Below are 24417 nucleotides of genomic sequence, written 5' to 3'. Positions count from 1 at the left end.
CACAGAACGTCACAGCTGGCCCAGTACCGGCGTACTCACGCGTACATCGGCATTTTGCCCACGGTTGCGCAGCAGGTGGTCCATCAGCACGATGGCCATCATGGCCTCGGCAATCGGCGTGGCTCGGATGCCGACGCACGGGTCGTGGCGGCCCTTGGTGATCATGTCCACCGGGTTGCCGTGTACATCGATCGAACGACCCGGCGTGGTAATGCTCGAGGTCGCCTTGAGCGCCAGGTGCGCCACGATCGGCTGACCGGAGGAAATACCGCCGAGGATACCGCCCGCGTTATTGCTGAGGAAACCTTCCGGGGTCAGTTCATCGCGGTGTTCGGTGCCGCGCTGGGCGACGCAGGCAAAACCGGCGCCGATTTCCACACCCTTCACCGCGTTGATGCTCATCAGTGCGTGGGCCAGCTCGGCGTCGAGGCGGTCGAAGATCGGCTCGCCCAGACCCGGCTTCACCCCTTCGGCCACTACGGTGATCCTGGCGCCGACGGAGTCCTGGTCGCGGCGCAACTGGTCCATGTAGGCTTCCAGTTCCGGCACCTTGTCCGGGTCGGGGCAGAAGAAGGCGTTGTCTTGCACGCTGTCCCAACTCTTGAACGGGATTTCAATCGGGCCCAGCTGGCTCATGTAGCCACGGATGACGATGCCCTGGGTGGCCAGGTATTTCTTGGCGATGGCACCGGCAGCCACGCGCATCGCAGTTTCCCGCGCCGAGCTGCGGCCACCGCCACGGTAGTCGCGCTCGCCGTATTTATGATGGTAGGTGTAGTCCGCGTGGGACGGGCGGAACAGGTCCTTGATCGCCGAGTAGTCCTTGGACTTCTGGTCGGTGTTGCGAATCAACAGGCCAATGGCGCAGCCGGTGGTGCGGCCTTCGAAGACCCCGGAGAGGATCTCGACCTCGTCCGGTTCCTGGCGCTGGGTGGTGTGGCGGCTGGTGCCGGGCTTGCGGCGGTTGAGGTCACGCTGCAGGTCGTCCAGGCTCAGCTCCAGGCCTGGCGGGCAGCCGTCGACAATGGCGACCAACGCCGGGCCATGGCTTTCGCCCGCGGTGGTGACGGTGAACAATTTGCCGAAGGTATTGCCGGACATGCAGGGCGCTCCGTGAAATCAGTTGAATCAAGTCAACCGTAATAACTTAAGACGGCCAGTATACGCAGGCTAACCGACTAGTTCATCCTCGAAACCTTACCGGTAGACGTTGGTCCAACCGGCACCTCTCTGATGATGGCGCGATGATGCTGCGAGTTTTACTGTTCACCCTCACCCTGTTGACCACTGTGGCCCAGGCCGCCTCCCCTGTCGTACTGCAACGCCCGATCAGCCTGGACACCGGCAGCGGCGAGCTATTTGGCTCGTTGCTGTTGCCGCAGTCCGATAAACCGGTGCCGGTGGTGCTGATCATCGCCGGCTCCGGCCCCACCGATCGCAATGGCAACAGCGCCGACGGCGCCCGCAATGACAGCCTCAAGCGCCTGGCCTGGGTACTCGCCCGGCACAACATCGCCAGCGTGCGCTACGACAAGCGCGGCGTGGCCGCGAGCCTGGCGGCCACGCCGGATGAGCGCAACCTGACGCTCGACGCCTACGTGTCCGACGCCGTGGCCTGGGGCAAGTTGCTTAAGGCCGACCCGCGCATGGGCCCTTTGATCGTGCTGGGCCATAGCGAAGGCGCCCTGGTGGCGGCACTCGCCGCCCCGCAACTGGCGCCGGCGGGGGTCATTTCCTTGTCCGGCAGCGCCCGCCCGGTGGACCAGGTGATTCGCCAGCAACTGGCCGATCACTTACCCCCCGCCCTGCTGCTGCGCAGCAATCAAATCCTCGATCACCTCAAGGCCGGCCAGGTGGATGCCGATGTGCCGCGTCCGCTGGAGGGCATTTTCCGGCCGAGCGTACAGCCTTACCTGATCAGCCTGTTCCGCGCCGACCCCTCGGCCGCGTTCGCCAAGCTGAGCATGCCGGCGTTGATCATCCAGGGCACCAACGACATCCAGGTTGGTGTAGCGGATGCCCGGCAACTGAAGAAGGCCAAGCCCGACGCGCAGTTGACGGTGATCGAAGGCATGAACCACGTGATGCGCATCGTGCCCAACAACGTGAAGCAGCAACTGGCGTCCTACAACGACCCGAAACTGCCCCTCGCCGCTGAGCTGGGCCAGCGCATCGTCGGCTTTATCGACGGACTTCAACCCCGTTAAGCGACTATTGGCCTCCAGTCCTGGGAAAAACGGCCGATAAGCCCTGGGTCGACAGTAAAAAGACTGTCGGCTCGCCGGGCTTGGACAGGATCGCGCCGCATGACAACCACCGAAGCAACACCCGAATCGACTGCCGACACCCCGACTGGGCCCGAGGCCGTCGTGGCGCCGGCCCTTCCGTGGGCGGACGTCCACGCCGAACATTTCAAGATGCTGCGCCTGGCACCCCTGGCCACCGACCGCGCCACCGGCGCCCGGCCGTTGCGCTTCGTGCAGTTCGGCTATGCCGAGCGCCATGACAAACATCACAGCTTGCTGCGCATGGTCATTCAGTTGCCAGGTCAACGGGTGCGTCGCGAGCAGAATCACTTGGATATCTGGGTCGATCACGATAAACACCGCGTGCACTTTGGCCCAGGCAACAGCTTGGAAATCGAACCGGCCAACCGTGGTCTCGGCCGTTTCCTGGTCGCCCAGGCAGCTGCATGGGCAAAGAAGAAGTGGTCACACTACCGCGTCGATGGCGTGGACCTGGCCAACAAGGACGCCCTCAACGAAGCCACGCGCCTGCGCCGCGATCATTTCCTGCGTATCCAGGGCTTTGATGTGGCCTATGCCGATGTGCAGCACCTCAAAGGCAATGTACAGCCGGGCAAGGTCAGCGGCGTGCTCGACAGCTGGAACACCGAGAAGGTGCAGTTCGTGGAGATTCTCGAAGCCGCGCAGATGCTGCAACAGGCCGAGCAGAACCTGTTGGAACAGGAAGTGAAGCTGCGCAAGGAGGAGGAAAAGGTCACCAAGTTCAAGCGTGAAGACAGCGGGCTGCGCTTTACCATCACCTGCCTGGTGGCGTTTACGGTGTTTCAGGCGGGCTTGTTGATCTGGATTGCCACGCACCGGTAGCAGACTGGAATGCAATTACAAATGTGGGAGTCCCCACCACATCTTCGATGTGACGCTGTCGCGCAGCAAACCAGGGAGCTTGCTCCCGTGGCGGCCTGACAGCCGAGGATGTTGGTTTTCGTCCTGGGTACATATCCGTTGTTTAGGTAACGGCCACTATAGGTTCCGCTCTTACAGCGGCTCACTTTGCAAAAGCGGCAAAGTAAGCAAAACGCTCTTGCCCCACCACTCGGCACCTCGCCCAGGCTCGGTGTGCCCGTAATCCGACATTGATTTGGGGGGCCGCCGCCACGCGCCATCCATGGCGCGGGGCGGCTAAACCGGCATCCCTGCCGGTTTACCCCCCAAATCCCTGTCGAATTCCGGCCAGCGTGGTTTAACGGGGCGCCTAAGATCAAAAACACAGCGAGGCGGCCTTATAGCCGACCTGATCGTTGAAGCTTGCGCGTACCCCTGTGGGAGCGGGCTTGCCCGCGAAGGTCGTTAACGATGACGCGGGAAACCAGAAAGAACGCGGCGTTCTCAGGTTTTTCGCGAGCAAGCTCGCTCCTACAGAAAAGCAGAAGCGCCGCCAGCGTATCTGCGATGCGCAGCGAGTCGCTCTTGATCTTGCTTTTGATCTTAGGCGCCCCGTTAAACCACGCTGGCCGAACGCAGGCTTGAAGCCGTGGGCAACCCGGCAGGACGCCGGGTTAGCCGTCCTGGGCCAAGGATGGCCCATGACGGCGGCCCACGGTTTCAAGCCGGAGAGAGGGCACACCGAGCCTGGGCGAGGTGCCGAGTGGTGGGGCAAGAGCCTTTTGGTTACTTTTGGGCTCTTTTCAAAAGTGACCCGCTGTAAAAGCGGAACCAATAGTGGCCGTAACCTAAATAACGGATATGTACTCGCCCCAACAACCCAACAACCCGGTCACATCGTCGACGTGGCGCCGTCGTGCAGCAACCTGGGCCGCCTCCAAAATATCCGGCGTTAAGACTAAATTTTAACTCTTTAAAATCAGTAGATTACTTGAAGTTTGATAAGAAGGGGCTTGCCCCCGATAGCGGTGTGTCAGTTAGCAATGCACCTACTGACACTCCCCCATCGGGAGCAAGCCCCCTCCCACATTGGCCCAGTTTCTTCAGTTAAACCTGGGTTAAACCCTGGCAGCGAAAATGGCCTGGTGTTGGCGACACTGCTCAGCCGTCAACATGAACACCCCATGCCCACCGCGCTGGAAGTCCAGCCAGGCGAAGTCCACTTCCGGGTACAGCGCTTCGACGTGCACCTGGCTGTTGCCCACTTCGACAATCAACAACCCCTTCTCGGTCAGGTGATCGGCCGCTTCGGCGAGCATCCGGCGCACCAGGTTCAGGCCGTCGTCACCGCAGGCCAGGCCCAATTCCGGCTCGTGCTGGTACTCATCTGGCATGTCGGCGAAATCTTCGGCATCCACGTAGGGCGGGTTGGACACGATCAGGTCGAAACGCTGGCCAGGCAGGCCGTCGAAACCATCGCCTTGTACGGTATAGACGCGCTCGTCGACGCCGTGGCGTTCGATATTCTGATTCGCCACTTCCAGGGCTTCGAAAGACAAGTCACCCAGCACCACTTCAGCGTCCTGGAACTCGTAGGCACAGGCAATGCCAATGCAACCAGAGCCAGTGCACAGGTCGAGGATGCGTGCCGGCGGCTGGGCCAGCCATGGCTCGAAGCGGTGTTCAATCAGTTCGCCAATCGGTGAGCGCGGAATCAACACGCGCTCATCGACGATAAACGACAGGCCGCAGAACCACGCCTCTTTCAACAGGTAGGCAGTGGGCACACGCTCGTGGATACGGCGATGCAGCAAACGCTGCACATGGGAGATTTCCTCTTCTTCCAGGTTGCAATCCAGGTAGCTGTCGGCAATTTCCCACGGAAGGTGCAAGGCGCCGAGCACCAATTGCCGGGCTTCGTCCCAGGCGTTATCGGTACCATGGCCGAAAAACAGGTCTTCCCCATGGAAACGGCTGACAGCCCAACGGATGTGGTCGCGCAAGGTGCGCAGGCGGGAAGTGATCACGGGGGCAGACTCCTGGAAAAAACGACTGGCGATTCTAACAGCCTTCACCTGTACCGACGATGTACGAAAACCCCGGCGCCGTACGTCGGATTTCATCCAATTGGCCCGCTTTGTGTTAAACAGGCCCACCTCTTGACATGGCTGCACGCCAGCAACGGCGTACCTTACGATAGTAGCGATTCACAGAAGCGCTCAGCCAGTGGACAATGTCGCAAAAGCCCCACTCACAGGAGCCCCCAGAATGTCCGTTCCAAAGACGATGTTTCAACTCAGCGGTCGCGGTTACGCAGCAGCCAACCTCAATCATGCGACCCTTGTGATCATCGACGCCCAGAAGGAATACCTCAGCGGCCCACTCGCCCTTTCGGGCATGGACGCGGCTGTCGAGCATATCAAGCAACTGTCGGCGGCGGCACGCAACGCCGGGCGCCCGATCGTGCATGTGCGCCACCTGGGCACCGTCGGCGGCCTGTTCGACCCCCAGGGCGAGCGCGGCGAGTTCATTCCGGGCCTGGAGCCTGAGGGTGACGAAACCATTATCGGCAAGCTGCTGCCCAGCGCCTTCCACGGCACCGGCCTGGAAAAACACCTGCAGGACCTTGGCTCTCTGGATCTGATCGTCTGCGGCTTCATGAGCCACTCCAGTGTCAGTACCACCGTGCGTGCGGCCAAGAACCTGGGCTTTCGCTGCACCCTCGTGGAAGACGCCTGCGCCACCCGCGACCTGCCTTACAAGGGCGGCATCCTGAGTGCCGAGCACGTACAGCAGACCGAAATGGCGATCATGGCCGACAACTTCGCCACCCTCGCCTTGACCAAAGATCTGATCTGATCACTCCCCAATGAGCGGCGTATTGACTGCGCCGCTCATCCGCAAAGCCCTCTCATTTGGCGCTTTTACCTCGAGCACTGGAACAACCTGTGTATCTTCCGGTCGAAGGGCCGATACCCTGGAGGAAAGGTCGGAATGAAGATATCCGATGGTTTTGATGCTCGTCGCTTGCGCCCCAAGGGCCCGAGCAACTGGCGTCTGCGCCTGGTAGCCGGCATTGCCGCGTTGCTGGCCATAGTAGGCGTGCTGTTGGCGGGCGCTGGTGGCGCCGGCCTGTTTGGGCATTCACCGGCACTGGGCGAACTGAATGCCAGCCCCGGCGGCTCGGCGATCCTGTTAGTGATTGGCCTGCTCGTAATATGGCTGGGTGTATGGCTGTGGCGCCGCAGCCGTCGGCGGATGCGCCAGCCGTTGTCGTTGAATATCGCCTCGCACCTGATGAAAAAGCACGACTGATGGCGCTTGGATAGCATTTGCTGCGCCCTGGCCGCCGCGATTTAGGTAAACTGCCCGCCCTTCGCGGAGGCTGACATGCAAGACGACGATTTTTCCCTGTTCAAGAACGAGCTGCGCGGCGTCAAGCCGATCAAGCACGACCGCGCCGACACCGGCAAACCCAAGACTGACCGGGCGCAGATCGCCAAGCTGCGCCAGGCCGCGACCGTGCGCACCGATGCCACCACGGTGGATGGCCTGTCAGACCAGTTCGTTATCGACGTCGGCCCCGAAGATGAGCTGATGTGGGCTCGCGACGGCGTGCAGGAAAGCCAGATACGCAAGCTCAAGGCCGGCCAGATCCCGTTCGAAGGCAGCCTCGACCTGCACGGCATGAACGTGGAAAAAGCCCGGGAAACCCTGTGGGCCTTCCTCGCCGAAGCCACCCGGTTCGAAATCCGCTGCGTGCGCGTCACCCACGGCAAGGCTGTGCGGCTGGACGGCAAGCGGCCGATGATCAAGAGTCACGTCAACACCTGGCTGCGCCAGCATGCCCAGGTGCTCGGCTTTACCTCCTGCCAGCCCCGCCATGGCGGTGCCGGCGCGGTGTATGTGATGCTCAAGCGCACCATGCTGGAAGGGCGCGACGAGTAACAAGTGCCATCGTCAGGCTTGCAGCGATGTGTCCGCCACCGTAACCTTGCACTTTGCGAAAATCCCACAGGTAGTTTCATGTCCCTGGAACAGAATTACACAGAGATTCTCGGCCAACTCGGCGAGGACGTCTCCCGCGAGGGCCTGCTCGACACGCCAAAGCGTGCCGCCAAGGCGATGCAGTATCTCTGCCGCGGTTATGCACAGACCCTCGAAGAAGTCACCAACGGTGCCTTGTTCAGCTCCGACAACAGCGAAATGGTGCTGGTCAAGGACATCGAGCTGTACTCGTTGTGCGAACACCATCTGCTGCCGTTTATCGGCAAGGCTCACGTTGCCTATATCCCAAGCGGCAAAGTGCTGGGCCTGTCGAAGGTCGCACGGATCGTCGACATGTATGCGCGCCGCCTGCAGATCCAGGAAAACCTCAGCCGCCAGATCGCCGATGCCGTGCTGGAAGTGACCGGCGCCCTGGGCGTGGCCGTGGTGATCGAGGCCAAGCACATGTGCATGATGATGCGCGGTGTAGAGAAACAGAATTCGTCGATGATCACCTCGGTGATGCTCGGTGAGTTCCGCGACAACGCGGCTACCCGCAGCGAATTCCTGAGCCTGATCAAGTAACGGGCGAGTGGTAAAAAAACCGGCGTTCATCGCCGGTTTTTTTTCGCCTGCAGAAATCAGGTAAGCTGCGCCCCCTCAGTTATGGGCAAGAGGTAACAGCCATGTTCGTCAAAGCACTTCGAGTGGGCCTCGGCCAAATCATCATCGCAGGCGATTTCCTGACCCGCCCACGCAAAAAACAGCGCCCCGCCGAACAACAGGCACTCGTGAACGAAGCGGCCAAGAGCCTGACGCTGTATCAGTTCCACGCCTGCCCGTTTTGCGTCAAGACCCGCCGTACTCTGCATCGCCTCAACGTGCCGGTCGCCCTCAAAGACGCGAAGAACAACGAGCAGGACCGCCAGGCTCTGCTGGAGCAAGGTGGCAAAATCAAGGTGCCGTGCCTGCGCATCGAAGAGAATGGCCAGGCCACCTGGATGTACGACTCCAAGGTGATCATCGATTACCTGGACAAGCGCTTCGCTGCAGTCTGAAGCACGCTGCAGTCAATGTAGGAGCGAGCTTGCTCGCGAAAAACTCATAGGCACCGCGTTTACTCAGGAAGCACGCGTTATCGTTGACGTTTTTCGCGAGCAAGCTCGCTCCTACAGAAATCAGGTCGGTGTTGTCAGGTCCAGATCCAGCAGTGCCGAGCCCAGGCACTTGCCGTGGGCGTCCAGGGCCAGTGAGCGGGTCACGCCCCCACGCAAGATCCCCGGCAACACGAAGTTCAGCGCCTGCACATTCGGCAATTCATAACGCCGAACGGGGGCCGCTAACGGGTCCAGCAAATCCTTGAAAAACGCTGTGACGCGCTCCACCGTAAGCTGTTCGCACAGCAACGGGTAGTCTTGTGCGCGATAGGCAATGATCGAGATGTTCGACGTGTCGCCCTTATCCCCGGTACGGGAATGGGCCAGCGTATGCAGTTTCATTCTTCAATCCTCGGTTTCACCGCTTCACGGGGCAACAACAACGACGCCACCGCCACCACTTGGCGCACGTTCTTGCTCGCGCCTCCACCACCGCTAGGGCCGTTGGTATAGAGGGTTTCCACTTCATTGGCGACGCGCACGGCTTCACTGCGGTCCTCACAACGGGCCGCCACCCGCAGACGTACTTCCCAGGGTTCAACACTGCTGCGCTGGCCGTGCAGCGCGTCCATGCCGATCAACTCGGCGCGCACCTCCTGCATCCTCACGCCCATCAATTCCAGACGTTTGAGTACAACGTCTCGCGCCAGTTGGGCCCGTGCGATTGCACCCGGACCGCCGTAGGACATCTGCCCCTCACCGATCCAGCCATCCAGATAACCGACGCTGACCTTCAACTGTTCAGGCCGGGCTCGGCCATCAGCGCCCTGGACACGCACCCGGTCCACGTTCTCCTCGACAAACCCCACCTGGGAAAAATCGGCGATCACATCCGGGGTCAAATAGGCGGCAGGGTCATGCACTTCGTAGATCAATTGCTCGGCGCATGTGGCCCGGCTGACCCGCCCCCCGGAGCCTGCGACTTTGGTGATCAAGGCTTGGCCATCCGCATCGACTTCAGCCAGTGGAAAACCCAGGCGCGCCAGGTCATCCACATCCTTGAAACCCGGGTCGGCAAAATAACCGCCACTGACCTGGCCCGCGCATTCGAGCAAATGCCCGACCAAGGTGCCGCGGCCCAGGCGTTGCCAGTCATCAAAGGCCCAACCGAACTCAAACATCTGCGGCGCCAGGAACAACGAAGGGTCGGCCACACGCCCGGTGATCACCACATCAGCGTCGACGCGCAGCGCCTCAAGAATGCCGTCCACACCCAGGTAGGCATTCGCGGAAATCAGCCGCTCGCCGAGGGACCCGACGGTCTGGCCGTTATCCAGTAACTGCTCGCCAGGCAAGGCATGCAGTACATCATCGCCCACCACGGCCACCACCTTGAGGCCAAGGCCGAGTTCGGCGGCAATACGCCGTACTTCAATGGCAGCCGCCAGCGGGTTGGCCGCGCCCATATTGGTGATCACGCGCAAGCGGCGACGCCCTGCAAGCCGTCCGACAAAGGGCAAGACCCGGCGCATGCGCTCACCCAGCAGCGGGTCGTAACCGCCCTGCGGATCGCTGATACGCACCTGCTGCGCCAGGGCAATGGTGCGTTCGGCCAGGCATTCGAACACCAGGTAATCCAGGTCGCCCTGTTCGGCCAGTTCCACAGCCGGTTCTATACGGTCGCCGGAATAGCCGGCGCCGGAACCGATACGCAATGTATTCATCTCAAATCACTCCCAGGAGCAATGCCGTCAGGGTCATCAACACCGACGCGGCAAACAGGAAAGGGATGGTGAAGCGCTGGTGATCGGCCAGTTCGATCTTGCACAGGCCCACCAACAGGAAGGTCGCAGGGGTCAGCGGGCTGACCGGGAAACCAGTGGTGTGCACGCCCAGCAACGAGGCCTGGGCCACTTGCAGTGGGTCGACGCCCAAGGCCTTGCCGACTTCGGCGATCACCGGCATCACACCGAAATAATAGGAATCGGGATCAAACAACATGCTCAGGGGCATGGATAAAAAGCCCACCACTGCCGGGATCAACTTGCCGTGACCCGCCGGAATCTGCGCCACCGCCACTTCAGCGATGGCCTTGAGCATGCCGGTGCCTTGCATGATGCCGGTGAACACCCCGGCGGCGAGCAGGATACTGGCCATCGTCAGCGCGGTTTTCGCATGGGCGTCGATGCGTGCACGCTGGGCGTCGACGTTGGGGTAATTGATACACAGCGCGATCACGGTGCCGAGCATGAACATCACCACCGGGTCGACCCAACCGGCGATCATCACCACCATCACCAGCACGGTCAAAATCAGGTTGAGCCAGAACAATCGAGGGCGGCGCAGCTTGATATCTTCATCACTGAGCACCCGTTGCGGTACCGCATCCACCGTCGAACCAGCGCCCAGGCCCAGGCGTTTTTCTTCACGATGGCCCAGCCACCAGGCACAAGCGAAGACAAAGATCAGCCCGACGATCTGCACCGGGATCAACGGCTGGAACAAGTCAGCGACAGGCACATGCAGGGCTGCCGACGAGCGTAGTACCGGCCCGGTCCAGGGCAGAAAGTTGACCCCCGCCGCCATTGCGCAGACGCAGGCGAGGATGCGCTTGTCGATGCCCAGCCGCGTATACAACGGCAGCATCGCCGGCACGGTCACCAGAAAGGTGACTGCGCCGGAACCGTCCAGGTGCACCAGCAGAGCCAGGGTGGCAGTACCAACAACAATGCGCGTAGGACGCGTCCCTACCGTGCGCAGGATGCGATCAATGATGGGGTCAAGCATGCCGGCGTCGGTCATGATCCCGAAAAACAGGATTGCGAACACAAACATGCCGACCACGGGGGCGACGTTCTTGATCCCGGTAATGATGAAGGCACTGGTCTGCAGACCGAAACCACCGAGCAGCGCGGCGATGATCGGCAAGGCGATCAGGGCCACCAGCGGTGAGAGGCGTTTGCTCATGACGGCAGCGAGCAGGCAGAGGATGGTGATGACACCCAGGGTTGCGAGCATGGGTTACTCCAGGGCGGCCTGGTTGGCCGGTTATTGTTTTCCCTGGAGTATTGGAAGCGGGTTAGTCTTTGTAAATTGGAATATTCGGCCTAGCACGTTCGGAAAAACAGAATGAAAAACTCGATCCAGCACATCCAGGCTTTCCTTGCCGTTGCCCGCACCGGCAGTTTCACCAAGGCCGCCAACGAGCTGCATTTGTCGCCGTCGGCCCTGACCGTGCAGGTGCAACAACTGGAAGACTGGCTCGGCGTCGCCCTGCTCGACCGTAGCCCGCGCCACGTGAGTATTACCGCTGCCGGCCATGAGGCCCGCGGGCCGATGGAAAAACTGCTGCTGGACCTGGACAACATCGTCACCGGCTCCCGCGACCTGGCCGCCCTGCGCCGGGGCGTGGTGACCATCGCCGCCCTGCCTTCGGTATGCGCCGGCGCCCTGCCCCCGGCCTTGCGCCTGTTTCGCGAACGCTTCGCCGGTATTGAGGTGCGCCTGCATGATCTGGTGGCCCATCGCATTCATGCCCAGGTCCGCAACGGCGAGGTGGATTTTGGCGTCGGGGTACGTGCGCGCTTGAGTCACGGCCTGGAATTCGTGCCGGTGCTGAATGATCGTTTGTGTGCTTTTGTGCCGCAGAATCATGAGCTGACTCGCTATCGATCACTGACCCTGGAACAACTGGCAGACCAGCCGATCATCCTTACCGGACGCGACAGCAGTGTGCGCGAACAGGTGGACGCATTGTTCGATCAAACACGGTTGAAGCTGAACGCGGGCATGGAGGCCAACTACATGTCGACGGTATTGGCGTTGGTGCGCCAGGGATTGGGGATCAGCGTGCTGCCGGAGTCAGCGGCAGACAGCCTGGAAGGATTGAAGCGGATCGACATCAAGCACCCCGGGGTAAATCGAGAGATTGGCTTGATCAGTCGCAGTGGGATGACGTTGAGTCCGGCAGCACAACGCTGCTTTGAACTGCTCAATGAAGAATTATCTGATACGCCGCTGCGCTGAATGTGGGGGCTTGCTGCCTGGCAGCTTATCGCTATCTAACTGTGGGAGGGGGCTTGCTCCCGATGGGCATGGGTATCTACACAACTCTGACATGCGACCGTCAGTAACCACGATGCGAAGCGAGCCGCTCTTGATCTTGCTCTGCTTTGGTTACTTTCGCGCTTTTCAAAAGTGACCCGCCGTAAGGGCGGAACCAATAGCGGCCGTCACTTAAACAATGGATATGTACGCGATCCAACCGAACATCCTGGTCGGCTGTGAGGCCGCCATCGGGGGCAAGCCCCCTCCCACATGGGCCGGCGGCGTACCAGAAGTTGTGTAGATCCCCATGTCCCGATGGGGGAATAACAGTCATAAATTATTAACTGACCCACCGCTATCGGGAGCAAGCCCCCTCCCACACTTGGATCGCGGTGCATCAGTCAGATAGCTGTACGCTGTCAGGCCGCTAGTAGGAGCAAGCCCTCCTACCTTTGCGCCTGCGATTAATCCACCATCGTCACATGCTTCGGATGCCTGGCCACCCGCTGCAACCACGCCTGCACCGCCGGGTAAGGCGCCAGGTCGAAGCCTCCTTCATGGGCCACATGGGTGTAGGCATACAGCGCAATATCGGCAATCGAATACTGCTCACCCACCAAGTACGGCGTGGCTTGCAGCTGGCGCTCCATGACCCTCAAGGCCTTGTAACCGCCCTTGTGGGTGGTCTTGTATTCCTCAAGGCGATCTTCCGGCATGTTCAGGTAGAACTGGATAAACCGCGCCACCGCGATATACGGCTCATGGCTGTACTGCTCGAAAAACTGCCACTGCAATACCTGGGTGCGCAGGCGCGGTTCGGACGGCAGGAACTCACTGCCATCGGCGAGAAAGTTAAGAATCGCATTGGACTCCCACAGGCAGGTGCCGTCTTCCAGCTCCAGCACCGGGATCTTGCCATTGGGGTTCTTGGCCAGGAATTCGGCAGTCTCGGTGTCGCCGTTGAGGATGTCGACATCGATCCATTGATACGGGATGCCCAACAGGTTAAGCATCAATTTGACCTTGTAGCAGTTGCCCGACTTGTAATCGCCATAAACCTTGTACATGGGGCTCCCCTTATGCCACTGGTGCGCTCTGACCGAATGCTTGCGCCGATAAGGTGCGGGTGTCGAAGGATTGTTTCAAGGTAACGGACCGAATAAATTGCTCCTGCTTCATGAAAATCCGCCTTTCATCTTCTTTCGCCCAGACAATCGAAAACATTATTTGCTTTATTTGTATACAAAAGCATAATTCGTTTCGTGCGAGTTCCTGACCTTTCAGTCAACAAAACCCGCCAGTACCTCAAAGCGCTGTGCCCACTTAAGGTAACCGGCGCTGGACATAACAATAAAACGCTTGAGGAGTACTCGCTGTGGATAGCCGCAAAACCGAAGCCCCTACGCTTGACCTCGCCGCGCCGCAAGGTGGTTGGCTGGAACGCCTGTTCAAACTGCGCTTGCATGGCACCACAGTGAAGACCGAGCTGATCGCCGGCCTCACAACCTTTATCACCATGGCCTACATCATCTTCGTCAACCCCAACATCATGGCCGATGCGGGTATAGATCACGGCGCGGCATTTGTCGCCACTTGCATCGCCGCCGCCCTGGGTTGCCTGTTGATGGGCTTGTACGCCAACTGGCCGGTGGGCCTGGCGCCGGGGATGGGCTTGAACGCGTTTTTCACCTACACCGTCGTCGGCACTATGGGCTACACCTGGGAAACCGCACTGGGCGCGGTGTTCATTTCCGGCGTGCTGTTCATGGGCCTGACACTGTCGCGGGTGCGCGAATGGCTGCTTAATAGCATTCCGGTGAGTCTGCGTCATGCCATGGGCGCAGGCGTCGGTTTGTTCCTCGGGGTGATCGGTCTGAAAACCGCGGGCATCATCGTCGACAGCCCAGCGACCTTGATCAAGCTCGGCTCCCTGCACGAACCTGCACCGCTGCTGGCGGCGGTGTGTTTCCTGCTGATCGCCATTCTCAGTTACCACCGGGTATTCGGCGCGATCCTGATCAGCATCATCGTCGTGACCCTGGCCGGTTGGGGCCTGGGCCTGGTGCACTACAACGGCATTCTTTCCACGCCACCGAGCCTGGCACCCACCTGGATGGCGATGGACATCAAAGGTGTATTCAATGTCAGCATGATCAGCGTGGTATTTGCATTTCTTTTTGTACACATGTTTGATACCGCCGGTACACTGATGGGCGTCGCCCAACGTGCCGGGCTGGTGAATGCCGATGGCAAGATCGATAACCTGTCGCGCGCATTGAAAGCCGACAGTGCGTCCAGCGTGTTTGGCGCCATGGTCGGCGTACCGCCGGTGACCAGCTATGTGGAAAGTGCTGCGGGTGTTGCTGCAGGAGGTCGTACCGGCTTGACCGCGGTGACCGTGGGCGTGCTGTTTGTGGCGGCGATGTTCTTCGCACCGCTGGCTGGCATGATTCCAGCTTATGCCACCGCCGGCGCGCTGATCTACGTCGCGATGCTGATGATGGCGAGCATGGCCCATATCAATTGGGATGAAGCCACTGACAGCATCCCGGCGATCGTCACCGCGATCATGATGCCGCTGACGTTCTCGGTCGCCGATGGGATCGCCCTGGGCTTTATCACTTATGTGGCGCTCAAGGCTGGCACCGGCAAGTACCGCGAGATTTCCGTCAGCCTGTGGGTGCTGTGCGTGATCTTTATCGCCAAGTTCATCTTCCTGTAGGCCGGGAATAGCTGAAAAAATCGCCTCACCTCCGGGTGAGGCTTTTGCACCAATGGAGGACTGTGAATGACCCTGGAAACCTGGCTGCTGTTCAGCGGCGCTGCATTGATTGTGATCCTGATCCCCGGCCCGCTGTCGCTGCTGATGATCAGCAACAGCCTCAACTACGGCCTGCGCCGTTCATACCCGGCGTTTCTGGGCGGCGTGTTTGCCTCGATCTGCCTGCTGAGCGCCTCGGCCTTGGGCCTGGGCGCGCTGTTGCTGGCGTCGGAGCAGTGGTTCAGCGCGTTGAAAATCGTCGGCGCACTGTACCTGTTCTATCTTGCCTGGCAGAGCTGGCAGCAGGCGCGGCAACCGGCCCACGTGGCGCAGTCCCCGCAGGCGCCGGCAGTGCCACGCTTTGGCGCTCTGTTTGGCCGGGCTTTTGTGTTGGGTGCCAGCAACCCCAAGGACATCCTGTTTTTTGCCGCCTTCCTGCCGCAATTTCTCAACAGTCAGCAAGCGTTCTTTCCACAGCTGCTGGTCATGATTGCCACCTGGGCCGTGCTCGACCTGCTGTGCAAGCTGGCTTACGGCCTGGGCGCCCATGGCGCCGCGCGGTATCTGCGCAGCGGCAAGGGCCAAAGCTGGTTCAACCGGGTGAGCGCCACACTGTTCGGCGGTGCCGGTGTGGCGTCGCTGCTTAAGGGACAGTAGTCAATTTGATGAAGTAAACACTGGCAGGCACCCGTCCAAAGACTGGCCATTGAATGCCGGACATGATGGGAACCAGGCGCCCTTCCTCCAGCGCAAGTTTAACCTCGGCGTCTGCTGTCGCACTTTTGCGCAGCCAACGCTCCTTGAACTTGCTCAACATCCTGATGCTCCCCTTCTCAAGCCACTGATATGCCACGTAGTACAGTCGGTTTGGAGAATTGGGATGGGTTGCGATCAAGTCCGGTATCACACCTGCCCCGTCGCGTCCTACCGGGAGCTCCCGTACAGTGAAACCCTGATCATTGAGTACTCTGCGGATTGCCACTCGTTGCGTAGCCTGTCGAGCTGCAACCAGGTGCTTATCTCTCTGGAGCCTGGCCTCTAAAGGGACAGGCGGAGTGAAGTCTACGCGCGTGAAACCAGGCGCTTTACCATCGAAACCGATGTGTATGTACGCCTCGCCCAGGTCGTGAGGGCGCAACATCCGCAGCAAGTCATCCGTCTGGCCAGGCCGCGCAGGGGGCTGGGGTATCCAATCGTCGATCGCCGCTCGCAGGTTGAGCAGATGGGTGGCCGTTGCAGGGCGCTCTGGGCCTGATAACTCAATCAACCTTGCGACGGTGAACTCCCGGCTTTGGGGTGTCATGGTGGGGAACGCCGTGCCCACATAGTCCGTCAAAGGCCTGTCGAACAGGGGGGCATGGAACCGCCATTCACTGGCTTGAACATGGGTTACCGGAACAGGCTGCTCAAGCGTTTGCGTAATCGTCCAACGCTCAATATCAGCGCGGGCCAACGAAACCAGCGGCTCGTTCCTGTGGATAAACTGGATGCCCTGCAGCGGAGCCCGGTTGCCCTCGGGGAGCATTCTGTAATAGCTGCTCACCGGATACATCAGTTGGGTATTGGCAGGTGCCACTCGGATGACATTGTGGGGAAAACCTCGGGCATCCGGATCAATGTAAAACACCCCGGCAGACGGAGACCGCGATATTTGCCCCACTTCCCCGGGTGGGATGCGCCAATTTTGCCAATGGGTAGCCGTTGAGCTTGATTGCACAATTCTGGTTTGCGTAGCAGTACGCACAATCGGTGGTTGCCAGTCCTGCACCGTCTCTGCCTGCCCGCGCCACGGGTTGAGCACGCCCGAACTGGGTCCCGGTTGCGGCGCATCGGCCCCCAGCAACCATTCCCTGGGCTGGTCGATGTTCAAGAGCAACTCATCTTGTCCATCGCCCTGCGTTACTTTCAGGCGCAGCGCCGATTCATTCTTGCGTTGATACACCGAGTAGGCCTCTTGGCCCTCGGTAACCATCTGCTGGCCATTCTTCACATACCGCCCCTTGCCTTCCGGCCACTTCAACTCAACGGCGCCCTCCAGACTGTTCAAGGATTTGAAATGGCTCAGCAGGCTGAGCGGTTTGCCAGGCGACACTTTCAGGCCGGCGAGTACGCCACTGGCGAACCCATGGTGACGATGCAAATGCGACAGGGAGGCCCGCGCAACACGCGTGCCCTTGGGGGCAGGACCAAAGGACAACAACACATCGAGAAACGCCATCAGGGTAAGGAACGCTACATCCACGGCGTCATGGGCATCGCCGCTGAAATGATAGCGCCGCGCCGCGAGCAGCATTTCATACAAGCTGATACCCACGCCCAACACCGGTACGAATGACAACAGCCCACGAATGCTCGCGGCGTGCTGCTCGCCCAGGCGCTGCTCGCGATACGCCTCTAATGCCAGGGAAGAATTGGACTGGGCCTGGGCACGGCGTTGCAGCTCGAACATCCGCGCGTGGGCCAGCAGCGCCCTGGCGTTGCCCTGGGAGGTGGCCACCGTCGCCAGCCAACCGTCGGGCGCCAGCGCAATCTGCTCGCTGATTTGTACTTCGACACTGCCTTGGTCTACCGCTGGCACCTTGTGCCGCACCGTGAAAAAACTGACGAGCTGCCTGACAAAACGCGCAACCGCCGGTACATAGACCCGGTGTATAAACAATCGGCGGGGTTCCACCTGCGGATCTTCCCCGGGATAGCTGTCGACGGCCTGGGCCTCCCAACCGGGCGCCACCTGGCGCGCCAACGCTTTCAGGTTCAAGGACAAGGCACCGACCTTGTTCAAGGCTTGCTCGGCCAGGGCCATGCTGGCGTACTCGGCGATGGGTGGGCTTTCCAGAGCGGCGGGCCAGTACACGACGCACAGTCCGGAAAGGCTGTCCTGCATGACCAGTATCCCGGCGATATGGCGGTCATGTTCCAGGGTATGGCCCACCAGACGCACCAAGCCCAATTGCACATCCAGCCCATCACCTTTCAGATCGCTCGCCACCTGCGCCGCCATGACGCGACTGAACACACGTTGCGCCTGTTCGCTCAAGCCTTGGCGAATGGCGCTGTACACCTGCATCTGGGCCCTTTGCTGTAAGGCCCGATAAACCAACGCCTGGGATAGGCCCGGGGCGGGCACCTGGGTCGATCCAGACGGGTAGAATGCACGCTGGATCAGCTTGTCGTATTCCCCGCCCACGTCCAGGGACGCAAGAGTCTTGATCAGGTAAGACACACTCAGTCGGTCTTTCCAGGCCGAGTCCAGCCAGCGTGCACGGTTCAAGCGCCAGCGAGTCCAGGGGGCCTTGGGATCAAGGTTATGCAGCGCCAATTGCAGCAGGCTGAAGGTGGTGCGCTGCTGACTGACGGTGATTTTTACATTGCGGTCCCCTACCGCGCATTGGCTTGACCAGCTACACATTTGGGAATTCACATCATCGGGCATATCGAGCAGGGGTTTATCGATATCCAATTGCGGGTACAAACCGTCTTGGCTCAAACGGGCGATCAGTGCCTGGCGGGCATAGGATTCCAGGTCGGGCAACTCCAGCCACAGTTTGTGTTCAACCGCCCAGGCATTGGCCAGGTAGCGGCGACACAGACCCTTGTAGTGCTGGCGTTGGGCGCGGGTTGCCGTGGCCATCCAGGCGGGCAGCTTGCTCGCCTGGATGGCTGCCGACTGCAGCAGGTTGAGGTTGGCCAAGGCCAGGGTTCGTGCATCATTGGCCGGCACCTGCAGGCCGTCGAACAATTCCTGGGCCAATAACAGGCGGCTCAACTGCCGGTCACTCACCTCGCTGAACAGCCGCTCTCCCTGATCAATCAGCTTGTTCATCGCGACGTGATGTTGCAGATGCTTGATGAACAGGTCCTTGAGCAAGGCACGCTTGATCATTTCATAGCTCACCACCAGGGAGGCCTCCGTGGGCAACGCGCTGATCGCCGTGCGCACTTGTTCCCGCTGGTGCCGCCCGATACAGCGCCACAGCATAGAGCCATCGCGGCTTTTCAGGCTGGCGTCAAGCGCCTCGGCAAAAGCATTCAGGGAGTCAAACGCTACCAGCCCTCCGTACTGGCCGGCCACATATAGCAGCACCGGGTACGAGGCGCCGGGGTCGGCCTGGGCCGCGTTGCCGGTCACCAGCACCGCGCCGAGCAGCGGGTACAAGGTAGCGGCATCGCCGCCTACCGCGACTTGCAGCACGCAGGTATCCGTGGCCTGTTGCCCAGGCTGCCAGGCTTCACTCAGCGCCGCTTCCAGATGCGCCAGGTGCACATCGCTGATCAGATTCAAGCGCTGCTGCATCTGCGCCTCGTACAGCAGAGCCTGCAGCTGTGCCGCGCCCAGCAAGGAAGCACGATTGCGCGAACCCTCGGGTTGCTCCTGCCAATGCTGTTTTTCGAACACACGGGCCAGCGGCCCCTGGGCCCACTTGCGCGCCGCCGCTACCTGGGCCTGCCATTGGCGTTCAAGGCTGAGGAAATCCTCGTAGGCCACGCTGTCCTTGCCCACATCCGTCGCATCGAGCAAGCCCATCAAGGCTTTTTCATAACGTTTGAGCTGCGCCTGGCGGGTTTTCAACGCAAGTTCCGGCGCCAGGTGCCCCGCCACGATCTCGCCGCTGCGGCGCTGCCGATCCCACTCCAGCAAAATCTGCAGGGTATGTCCCAAGCGCGGGAAGGCGACCAGGCGCCGACGCCCTTTCTCGATGAATTTGAGCAAGCGCCACACATCGGGAGCCGCGGACGCGTTCGCGCCCTGAAGGCCCACCGCGGCGTGGTTGATCGACAAGGCGCACGCCAGTTCGTTATCCCATTGCCCGTCCAGCACCTCGCTGGCGCTGGCGAACAGCGCGTCGTCACGCAACAGGCTCCCACGCTGAGGGATGAACGGCGTAGGGGTAACGCCAGGCGCCTCACACAGTTCATGCCAGCGCCGCAACGGCAGGCACTGCCACAACACGCGACTCAGCGGGCCATTGACCAGTATTGGCAGATCACACACCAATTGGTGCCAGGAACCGAACTCGTAGAACTGGCGAAACAGGCCGGGCAGATACACCACGTGTGGCGAATCCCCCTCACCGCCCTCGCGATAGATATGCAAGGCCCCTGGAACCGGCACGCTGCGCTGGTTGGTGCCGGGCCACATGACCCTGCACACGTGCACATTCGCCCATTCGCCGCCGGCCCGCTGGCGCTGGTCAGCGTCGGGTATTTCGAGCAATTTGCGCAGCATGTCAAAGCCGCTGTCGGACAGTTGGTATACGCGATGGGCCAGCAACGCATTGGCTGCGAACATTGACGTACGCAATTGCGCCCAGCGCCTGCGACGGGACAACCACGAACCATGGGCCAGCTGTTGCCAGTACTCACGGGTCGCCTGTTCGATGCGCCCGAGCAAGGCCAACCCCTTGACCCGCACCAGCGCATCCCAGGCCGTATAGGGCAAGGTACGGGCCGGATCGCCCTTGATAGTCAGCGCGGTGAAGTGGTTGATATTGATTGGCACGTGGGGCTGGATCAGCAAGGCCAGTGCGCGTTCGGTCAGGCTGTCGACCTTCTGGGGCGGGGCCGGTGGCCGCGGTTCGGTGAACAGCACGGTGTCCGGGTCCAGGCCAAACGCCTCCTGCAGCGCGCTGCGCATGATGCCCAGTACTCTGGGCGCGCGCCCGAGCAAGCCACTGAGGGTCTTGGCCGCTTCGCTGGCGCTGGCCTGTGCTTCGTGGAGCCGATTGATTTCCAGGCTGGGTTGCGCGACCGCGTTGAGCCGACGGGTCAGCAACGTACGCATCGCCTCCTCACGGTCTGCGGGTGAAGTGTGCGGGTCGTCGAAGTCGAGCTTATCGGCCCAGGTGGAGGTGGTGTCAGTGCTCATGGTGGGCTATCCCGTACAGAAAAAGCCGAGCCTAGGCACCCCGCCCCCCCAGGGTGCGTTACATAGTTGGGCGTGCGGCGCACAAGCCGCGGGCAAAAAAAAGCCCGCAGTGTGCGCGGGCGAAACCAACGAAGAGCATTTGGGGGCAAGCGCGGCGACGACTTAGCTACCGCGGTAGGTGGAGTAGCTGTAAGGCGAAATCAGCAGGGGCACATGGTAATGATCCTGTTCGGCGCTGATGCCGAAGCGCAGCACCACCACATCGAGAAACGCGGGCTGGGGCAATTGCACACCACGGGCGCGGTAATAGTCGCCGGCACTGAATTGCAACTGGTAGACACCGCTGCGGTAGTCGTCACCTTGCAGCAGCGGCGCGTCGCAACGGCCGTCGCTGTTGGTCAGGGCGCTGGCAACCAGTTCCAGCTGCGCGCCTTCGACGCGGTACAGCTCGACCTTGATCGCGCTGCCGGGGCAGCCGTGCGCAGCGTCCAAAACGTGTGTGGTCAAACGTCCCATGGCGTTTACGCGCCTCCTGAAGTCAGTAGAAGAGAAACCCGCACTTTTTCAGGGCAGTGAAAAAGTCGGCGATGAGCGATTAAGACACTTTCCACTAAAATTGTACACAATAAATTCAACCTACTCATCGCGTCTCTTGACCTGCTCCCAGTAGGAGCGAGCTTGCTAGCGAAAAACGCCAACGATACCGCGGGTCTTCAGGAGAAACGCGGTGACTTAAAGCTTTTCCCAAGCAAGCTCGCTCCTACAGTTCTATGCACCTACGCAGACAGCGGAGTTATTTTGTTTAAATTGACCAGTCAGGCAGGTTTCTTGCAACCCTTGTAAACCGACCGTTCAGAAAAAATGCAGAAATGCACACTTACAAAGTGGCGAATAAGTTGTATACAATCACTCATCGCCACCTCGACGAACAAGAAGGAAGACTGCAGTGAGCGCTGACTACCCACGCGACCTGATCGGTTACGGCAGTAACCCTCCTCACCCCCATTGGCCGGGCAAGGCACGCATCGCGCTATCGTTCGTACTCAACTACGAAGAAGGCGGCGAGCGCAATATCCTGCATGGCGACAAAGAATCCGAAGCCTTCCTCTCGGAAATGGTCTCGGCCCAGCCGCTGCAAGGCGAGCGCAACATGAGCATGGAGTCGTTGTACGAATACGGCAGTCGTGCCGGCGTGTGGCGCATCCTCAAGCTGTTCAAGCAATTCGATATCCCGCTGACCATCTTCGCCGTGGCCATGGCCGCCCAACGCCACCCGGATGTGATCCGTGCGATGGTCGATGCCGGTCACGAAATCTGCAGCCATGGCTATCGCTGGATCGACTACCAGTACATGGACGAGGCCCAGGAACGCGAGCATATGCTCGAAGCGATCCGCATCCTCACCGAGCTGACCGGCGAGCGCCCACTGGGTTGGTACACCGGGCGCACCGGCCCCAACACCCGGCGGCTGGTGATGGAGGAAGGCGGCTTCCTCTATGACTGCGACACCTACGACGACGACCTGCCCTACTGGGAACCCAACAACCCCACCGGCAAGCCGCACCTGGTGATCCCGTACACCCTGGACACCAACGATATGCGCTTTACCCAGGTGCAGGGTTTCAACAAGGGCGATGATTTTTTCGAGTACCTCAAAGACGCGTTTGACGTGCTGTATGCCGAAGGCGCCGAGGCACCGAAGATGCTGTCCATCGGCTTGCATTGCCGCCTGATCGGTCGCCCTGCCCGCCTGGCCTCCTTGAAGCGTTTTATCGAATACGCCAAGAGCCACGAACAGGTGTGGTTCACCCGGCGTGTCGACATTGCCCGCCATTGGCAGCAAACCCACCCCTGCACGGGAGCGGCGAAATGACTGCATTCCAGACCTTGAAACCTTCGACCTTGAGCCGCGAAGCTTTCGTCCAGGCCTTTGCCGATATCTACGAACACTCGCCATGGGTGGCCGAAAAGGCCTTCGAGCTGGGCCAGGATGCTTCGATCGACCAGATCGAAACCCTGCACCAGCGCATGAGCGATATCCTGTTGAGTGCTGATCACACCCGCCAGTTGGCATTGATCAACGCTCACCCGGACCTGGCCGGTAAAGCCGCCGTCCAGGGCCAACTGACCCAAGCCAGCACCGATGAGCAAGCTGGCGCGGGGATTCACCAATGCACGGCCGAAGAGTTTTCTCGCTTCACCGAGCTGAACGACGCCTACAAGGCCAAGTTCAAGTTTCCCTTCATCATGGCGGTAAAAGGCAGCAACCGGCACCAGATCCTCGCCGCGTTCGAAACGCGCATACACAACTCGACAGACACCGAGTTCAAGTGCGCGCTGGACGAGATCAACAAGATCGCGTTGTTCCGTTTATTGACCCTCTAAACGACCATCCCCAGCCACTCTATCTAAGGCAGACAAGAAGAATGAAAGCTTACGCCGTACCTTTCGAGAAGTTCGTCAACCTGGCCGACGCCCGCCTGGGCACCAAGATCATCTCGGTGACCGATGACTGGTTCGCCGACGCCAACCGCCTGTTCCAGCCGACCCCGGCCGTGTGGAAGGAGGGCGTTTTCGATGACAACGGCAAGTGGATGGACGGCTGGGAATCACGCCGCAAGCGCTTCGAAGGCTACGACAGCGCAGTGATCCGCCTGGGCGTGCCCGGCTCGATCAAGGGCGTGGACATCGACACTTCATTCTTCACCGGCAACTACCCGCCATCGGCGTCCCTGGAGGCCTGCTTCCTGGCCTCGGGCGAGCCGGATGCCAACACCCAGTGGGTGGAAGTGCTGTCGGCGGTAGAGCTGCAAGGTAACAGCCACCACTACCACGAAATCAACAACGACCAGGCGTTCAGCCACCTGCGCTTCAACATCTACCCGGATGGCGGCGTAGCCCGTCTGCGCGTGTATGGCGTGCCGTTCCGCGACTGGTCTTCGGTGGGCGACAACGAACAGGTCGACCTGGCTGCCGCGCTCAATGGCGGGCGTGCCCTGGCCTGCTCTGACGAACACTTCGGGCGCATGAGCAACATCCTCAACCCGGGCCGTGGCATCAACATGGGCGACGGCTGGGAAACCGCACGCCGTCGTACACCTGGCAATGACTGGGTGATCGTCGCGTTGGGTCACCCGGGCGAGATCGAGAAGATCGTCGTCGACACCCTGCACTTCAAGGGCAACTACCCGGACACCTGCTCGATCCAGGGCGCGTTCGTGAAGGGCGGCACTGACAGCCAGATCGAAACCCAATCGCTGTTCTGGCGCGAGCTGCTGCCGGCGCAGAAACTGGAAATGCACGCCGAACACACCTTCGCCGAGCAGATCAAGGCGCTGGGGCCGATCACCCATATCCGCTTGAATGTGTTCCCGGATGGCGGTGTGAGTCGCCTGCGCGTCTTGGGCAAGGTAGCGAAATAAGGGTGAACCCAATCGCGGGCAAGCCCGGCTCCCAAAGGGGTACGCGGTCAAATGTGGGAGCCGGGCTTGCCCGCGATAGCGGTAGACCAGACAACATCAAATTCGGAAA

The 24417-nt window shown here is 60.6% G+C and carries 21 protein-coding genes and 1 pseudogene; 14 read left to right on the top strand and 8 right to left on the bottom strand.

Annotated features, from left to right (window positions below; genetic code table 11):
• Positions 1–9: 9 nt before the first annotated feature.
• Positions 10–1101 carry a chorismate synthase gene (aroC, locus tag NMB39_RS09095; protein WP_306958451.1) on the bottom strand — a complete coding sequence of 364 codons (1092 nt, stop codon included), beginning with the start codon at positions 1099–1101 and terminating at the stop codon, positions 10–12.
• 143 nt (positions 1102–1244) lie between these two features.
• Here aroC and NMB39_RS09090 point away from each other — a divergent pair, with 143 nt between their 5' ends.
• The 3 genes and pseudogenes from NMB39_RS09090 to NMB39_RS09080 form a co-directional block, all read left to right on the top strand.
• Positions 1245–2207, top strand: a complete 963-nt coding sequence (locus NMB39_RS09090; RefSeq protein ID WP_198720809.1) for an alpha/beta hydrolase — start codon at positions 1245–1247, stop codon at positions 2205–2207.
• A gap of 99 nt (positions 2208–2306) precedes the next feature.
• A complete protein-coding gene (locus NMB39_RS09085; protein ID WP_494339392.1) occupies positions 2307–3110 on the top strand; it encodes a hypothetical protein in 804 nt (267 codons plus the stop codon).
• 434 nt (positions 3111–3544) lie between these two features.
• Positions 3545–3664 (top strand): annotated as a pseudogene (locus NMB39_RS09080) (outer membrane lipoprotein carrier protein LolA); the annotation flags it as partial.
• Between the two features lie 582 nt (positions 3665–4246).
• Here the strand turns inward: NMB39_RS09080 and prmB are convergent.
• Positions 4247–5155, bottom strand: a complete 909-nt coding sequence (gene prmB, locus NMB39_RS09075) for a 50S ribosomal protein L3 N(5)-glutamine methyltransferase (RefSeq protein WP_046071857.1) — start codon at positions 5153–5155, stop codon at positions 4247–4249.
• A 241-nt stretch (positions 5156–5396) separates the two neighbouring features.
• Here prmB and NMB39_RS09070 point away from each other — a divergent pair, with 241 nt between their 5' ends.
• The 5 genes from NMB39_RS09070 to NMB39_RS09050 all read left to right on the top strand — a co-directional run bounded on the left by NMB39_RS09070 (position 5397) and on the right by NMB39_RS09050 (position 8173).
• Positions 5397–5987 (top strand): cysteine hydrolase family protein, encoded by a 591-nt coding sequence (locus NMB39_RS09070; RefSeq protein ID WP_043051836.1) that lies wholly within the window; start codon positions 5397–5399, stop codon positions 5985–5987.
• A 135-nt stretch (positions 5988–6122) separates the two neighbouring features.
• A complete protein-coding gene (locus tag NMB39_RS09065; protein WP_046071855.1) occupies positions 6123–6443 on the top strand; it encodes a hypothetical protein in 321 nt (106 codons plus the stop codon).
• A 75-nt stretch (positions 6444–6518) separates the two neighbouring features.
• The gene (locus tag NMB39_RS09060) at positions 6519–7076 is read left to right on the top strand and encodes a Smr/MutS family protein (RefSeq protein ID WP_057022974.1); all 558 of its coding nucleotides are present in this window, start codon (positions 6519–6521) and stop codon (positions 7074–7076) included.
• Between the two features lie 78 nt (positions 7077–7154).
• Entirely contained in the window at positions 7155–7700 is a 546-nt protein-coding gene (gene folE, locus NMB39_RS09055) for a GTP cyclohydrolase I FolE (protein ID WP_043051833.1), read from the top strand.
• Between the two features lie 101 nt (positions 7701–7801).
• On the top strand, positions 7802–8173 hold the full coding sequence (locus NMB39_RS09050; RefSeq protein WP_306958453.1) for a glutathione S-transferase N-terminal domain-containing protein: 372 nt from the start codon (positions 7802–7804) through the stop codon (positions 8171–8173).
• A 120-nt stretch (positions 8174–8293) separates the two neighbouring features.
• Here the strand turns inward: NMB39_RS09050 and NMB39_RS09045 are convergent, their stop codons facing one another.
• Genes NMB39_RS09045 through NMB39_RS09035 form a run of 3 tightly spaced genes read right to left on the bottom strand, consistent with a single transcriptional unit; the run spans position 8294 to position 11230 of the window.
• Positions 8294–8614 (bottom strand): AtuA-related protein, encoded by a 321-nt coding sequence (locus tag NMB39_RS09045; protein WP_046071852.1) that lies wholly within the window; start codon positions 8612–8614, stop codon positions 8294–8296.
• Positions 8611–9936, bottom strand: a complete 1326-nt coding sequence (locus tag NMB39_RS09040) for an acyclic terpene utilization AtuA family protein (RefSeq protein WP_494339393.1) — start codon at positions 9934–9936, stop codon at positions 8611–8613. Before NMB39_RS09040 ends, NMB39_RS09045 begins: the two co-directional genes overlap by 4 nt.
• A gap of 1 nt (position 9937) precedes the next feature.
• On the bottom strand, positions 9938–11230 hold the full coding sequence (locus NMB39_RS09035; protein ID WP_046071850.1) for a CitMHS family transporter: 1293 nt from the start codon (positions 11228–11230) through the stop codon (positions 9938–9940).
• 111 nt (positions 11231–11341) lie between these two features.
• Between NMB39_RS09035 and NMB39_RS09030 the strand changes: the two genes are divergently transcribed.
• The gene (locus NMB39_RS09030) at positions 11342–12238 is read left to right on the top strand and encodes a LysR family transcriptional regulator (protein WP_198719154.1); all 897 of its coding nucleotides are present in this window, start codon (positions 11342–11344) and stop codon (positions 12236–12238) included.
• A gap of 485 nt (positions 12239–12723) precedes the next feature.
• On the opposite strand, the gene NMB39_RS09025 is transcribed toward NMB39_RS09030, so the two are convergent.
• Positions 12724–13326: a glutathione S-transferase family protein gene (locus NMB39_RS09025; protein ID WP_043049804.1), complete on the bottom strand. Its 603-nt coding sequence runs from the start codon at positions 13324–13326 to the stop codon at positions 12724–12726.
• A gap of 308 nt (positions 13327–13634) precedes the next feature.
• On the opposite strand from NMB39_RS09025, the gene NMB39_RS09020 reads away from it, so the two are divergent.
• Together NMB39_RS09020 and NMB39_RS09015 are read left to right on the top strand one after the other, a co-directional pair.
• The gene (locus NMB39_RS09020; RefSeq protein ID WP_057022980.1) at positions 13635–14981 is read left to right on the top strand and encodes an NCS2 family permease; all 1347 of its coding nucleotides are present in this window, start codon (positions 13635–13637) and stop codon (positions 14979–14981) included.
• Positions 14982–15047: 66 nt separating this feature from the next.
• Positions 15048–15677, top strand: coding sequence for a LysE family translocator (locus NMB39_RS09015; RefSeq protein WP_057022981.1), 630 nt, complete (start codon positions 15048–15050; stop codon positions 15675–15677).
• Here the strand turns inward: NMB39_RS09015 and NMB39_RS09010 are convergent.
• Positions 15664–20886, bottom strand: a complete 5223-nt coding sequence (locus tag NMB39_RS09010; protein WP_494339394.1) for a dermonecrotic toxin domain-containing protein — start codon at positions 20884–20886, stop codon at positions 15664–15666. The two genes, NMB39_RS09015 and NMB39_RS09010, sit on opposite strands and share 14 nt — an antisense overlap.
• A 162-nt stretch (positions 20887–21048) precedes the next feature.
• On the bottom strand, positions 21049–21402 hold the full coding sequence (gene uraH, locus NMB39_RS09005) for a hydroxyisourate hydrolase (protein ID WP_038447273.1): 354 nt from the start codon (positions 21400–21402) through the stop codon (positions 21049–21051).
• 430 nt (positions 21403–21832) lie between these two features.
• Between uraH and puuE the strand changes: the two genes are divergently transcribed.
• Genes puuE through alc form a run of 3 tightly spaced genes read left to right on the top strand, consistent with a single transcriptional unit; the run spans position 21833 to position 24308 of the window.
• Complete coding sequence (puuE, locus tag NMB39_RS09000) at positions 21833–22759, top strand: allantoinase PuuE (protein ID WP_057022983.1); 927 nt, start codon at positions 21833–21835, stop codon at positions 22757–22759.
• The gene (gene uraD, locus NMB39_RS08995) at positions 22756–23271 is read left to right on the top strand and encodes a 2-oxo-4-hydroxy-4-carboxy-5-ureidoimidazoline decarboxylase (protein ID WP_057022984.1); all 516 of its coding nucleotides are present in this window, start codon (positions 22756–22758) and stop codon (positions 23269–23271) included. Before puuE ends, uraD begins: the two co-directional genes overlap by 4 nt.
• Positions 23272–23312: 41 nt before the next feature.
• On the top strand, positions 23313–24308 hold the full coding sequence (gene alc / locus NMB39_RS08990) for an allantoicase (RefSeq protein ID WP_057022985.1): 996 nt from the start codon (positions 23313–23315) through the stop codon (positions 24306–24308).
• Positions 24309–24417: the final 109 nt, after the last annotated feature.

This window comes from Pseudomonas sp. FBCC-B545 (genome assembly GCF_059134095.1).
This window is presented reverse-complemented; position numbering and strand designations above follow the sequence as displayed.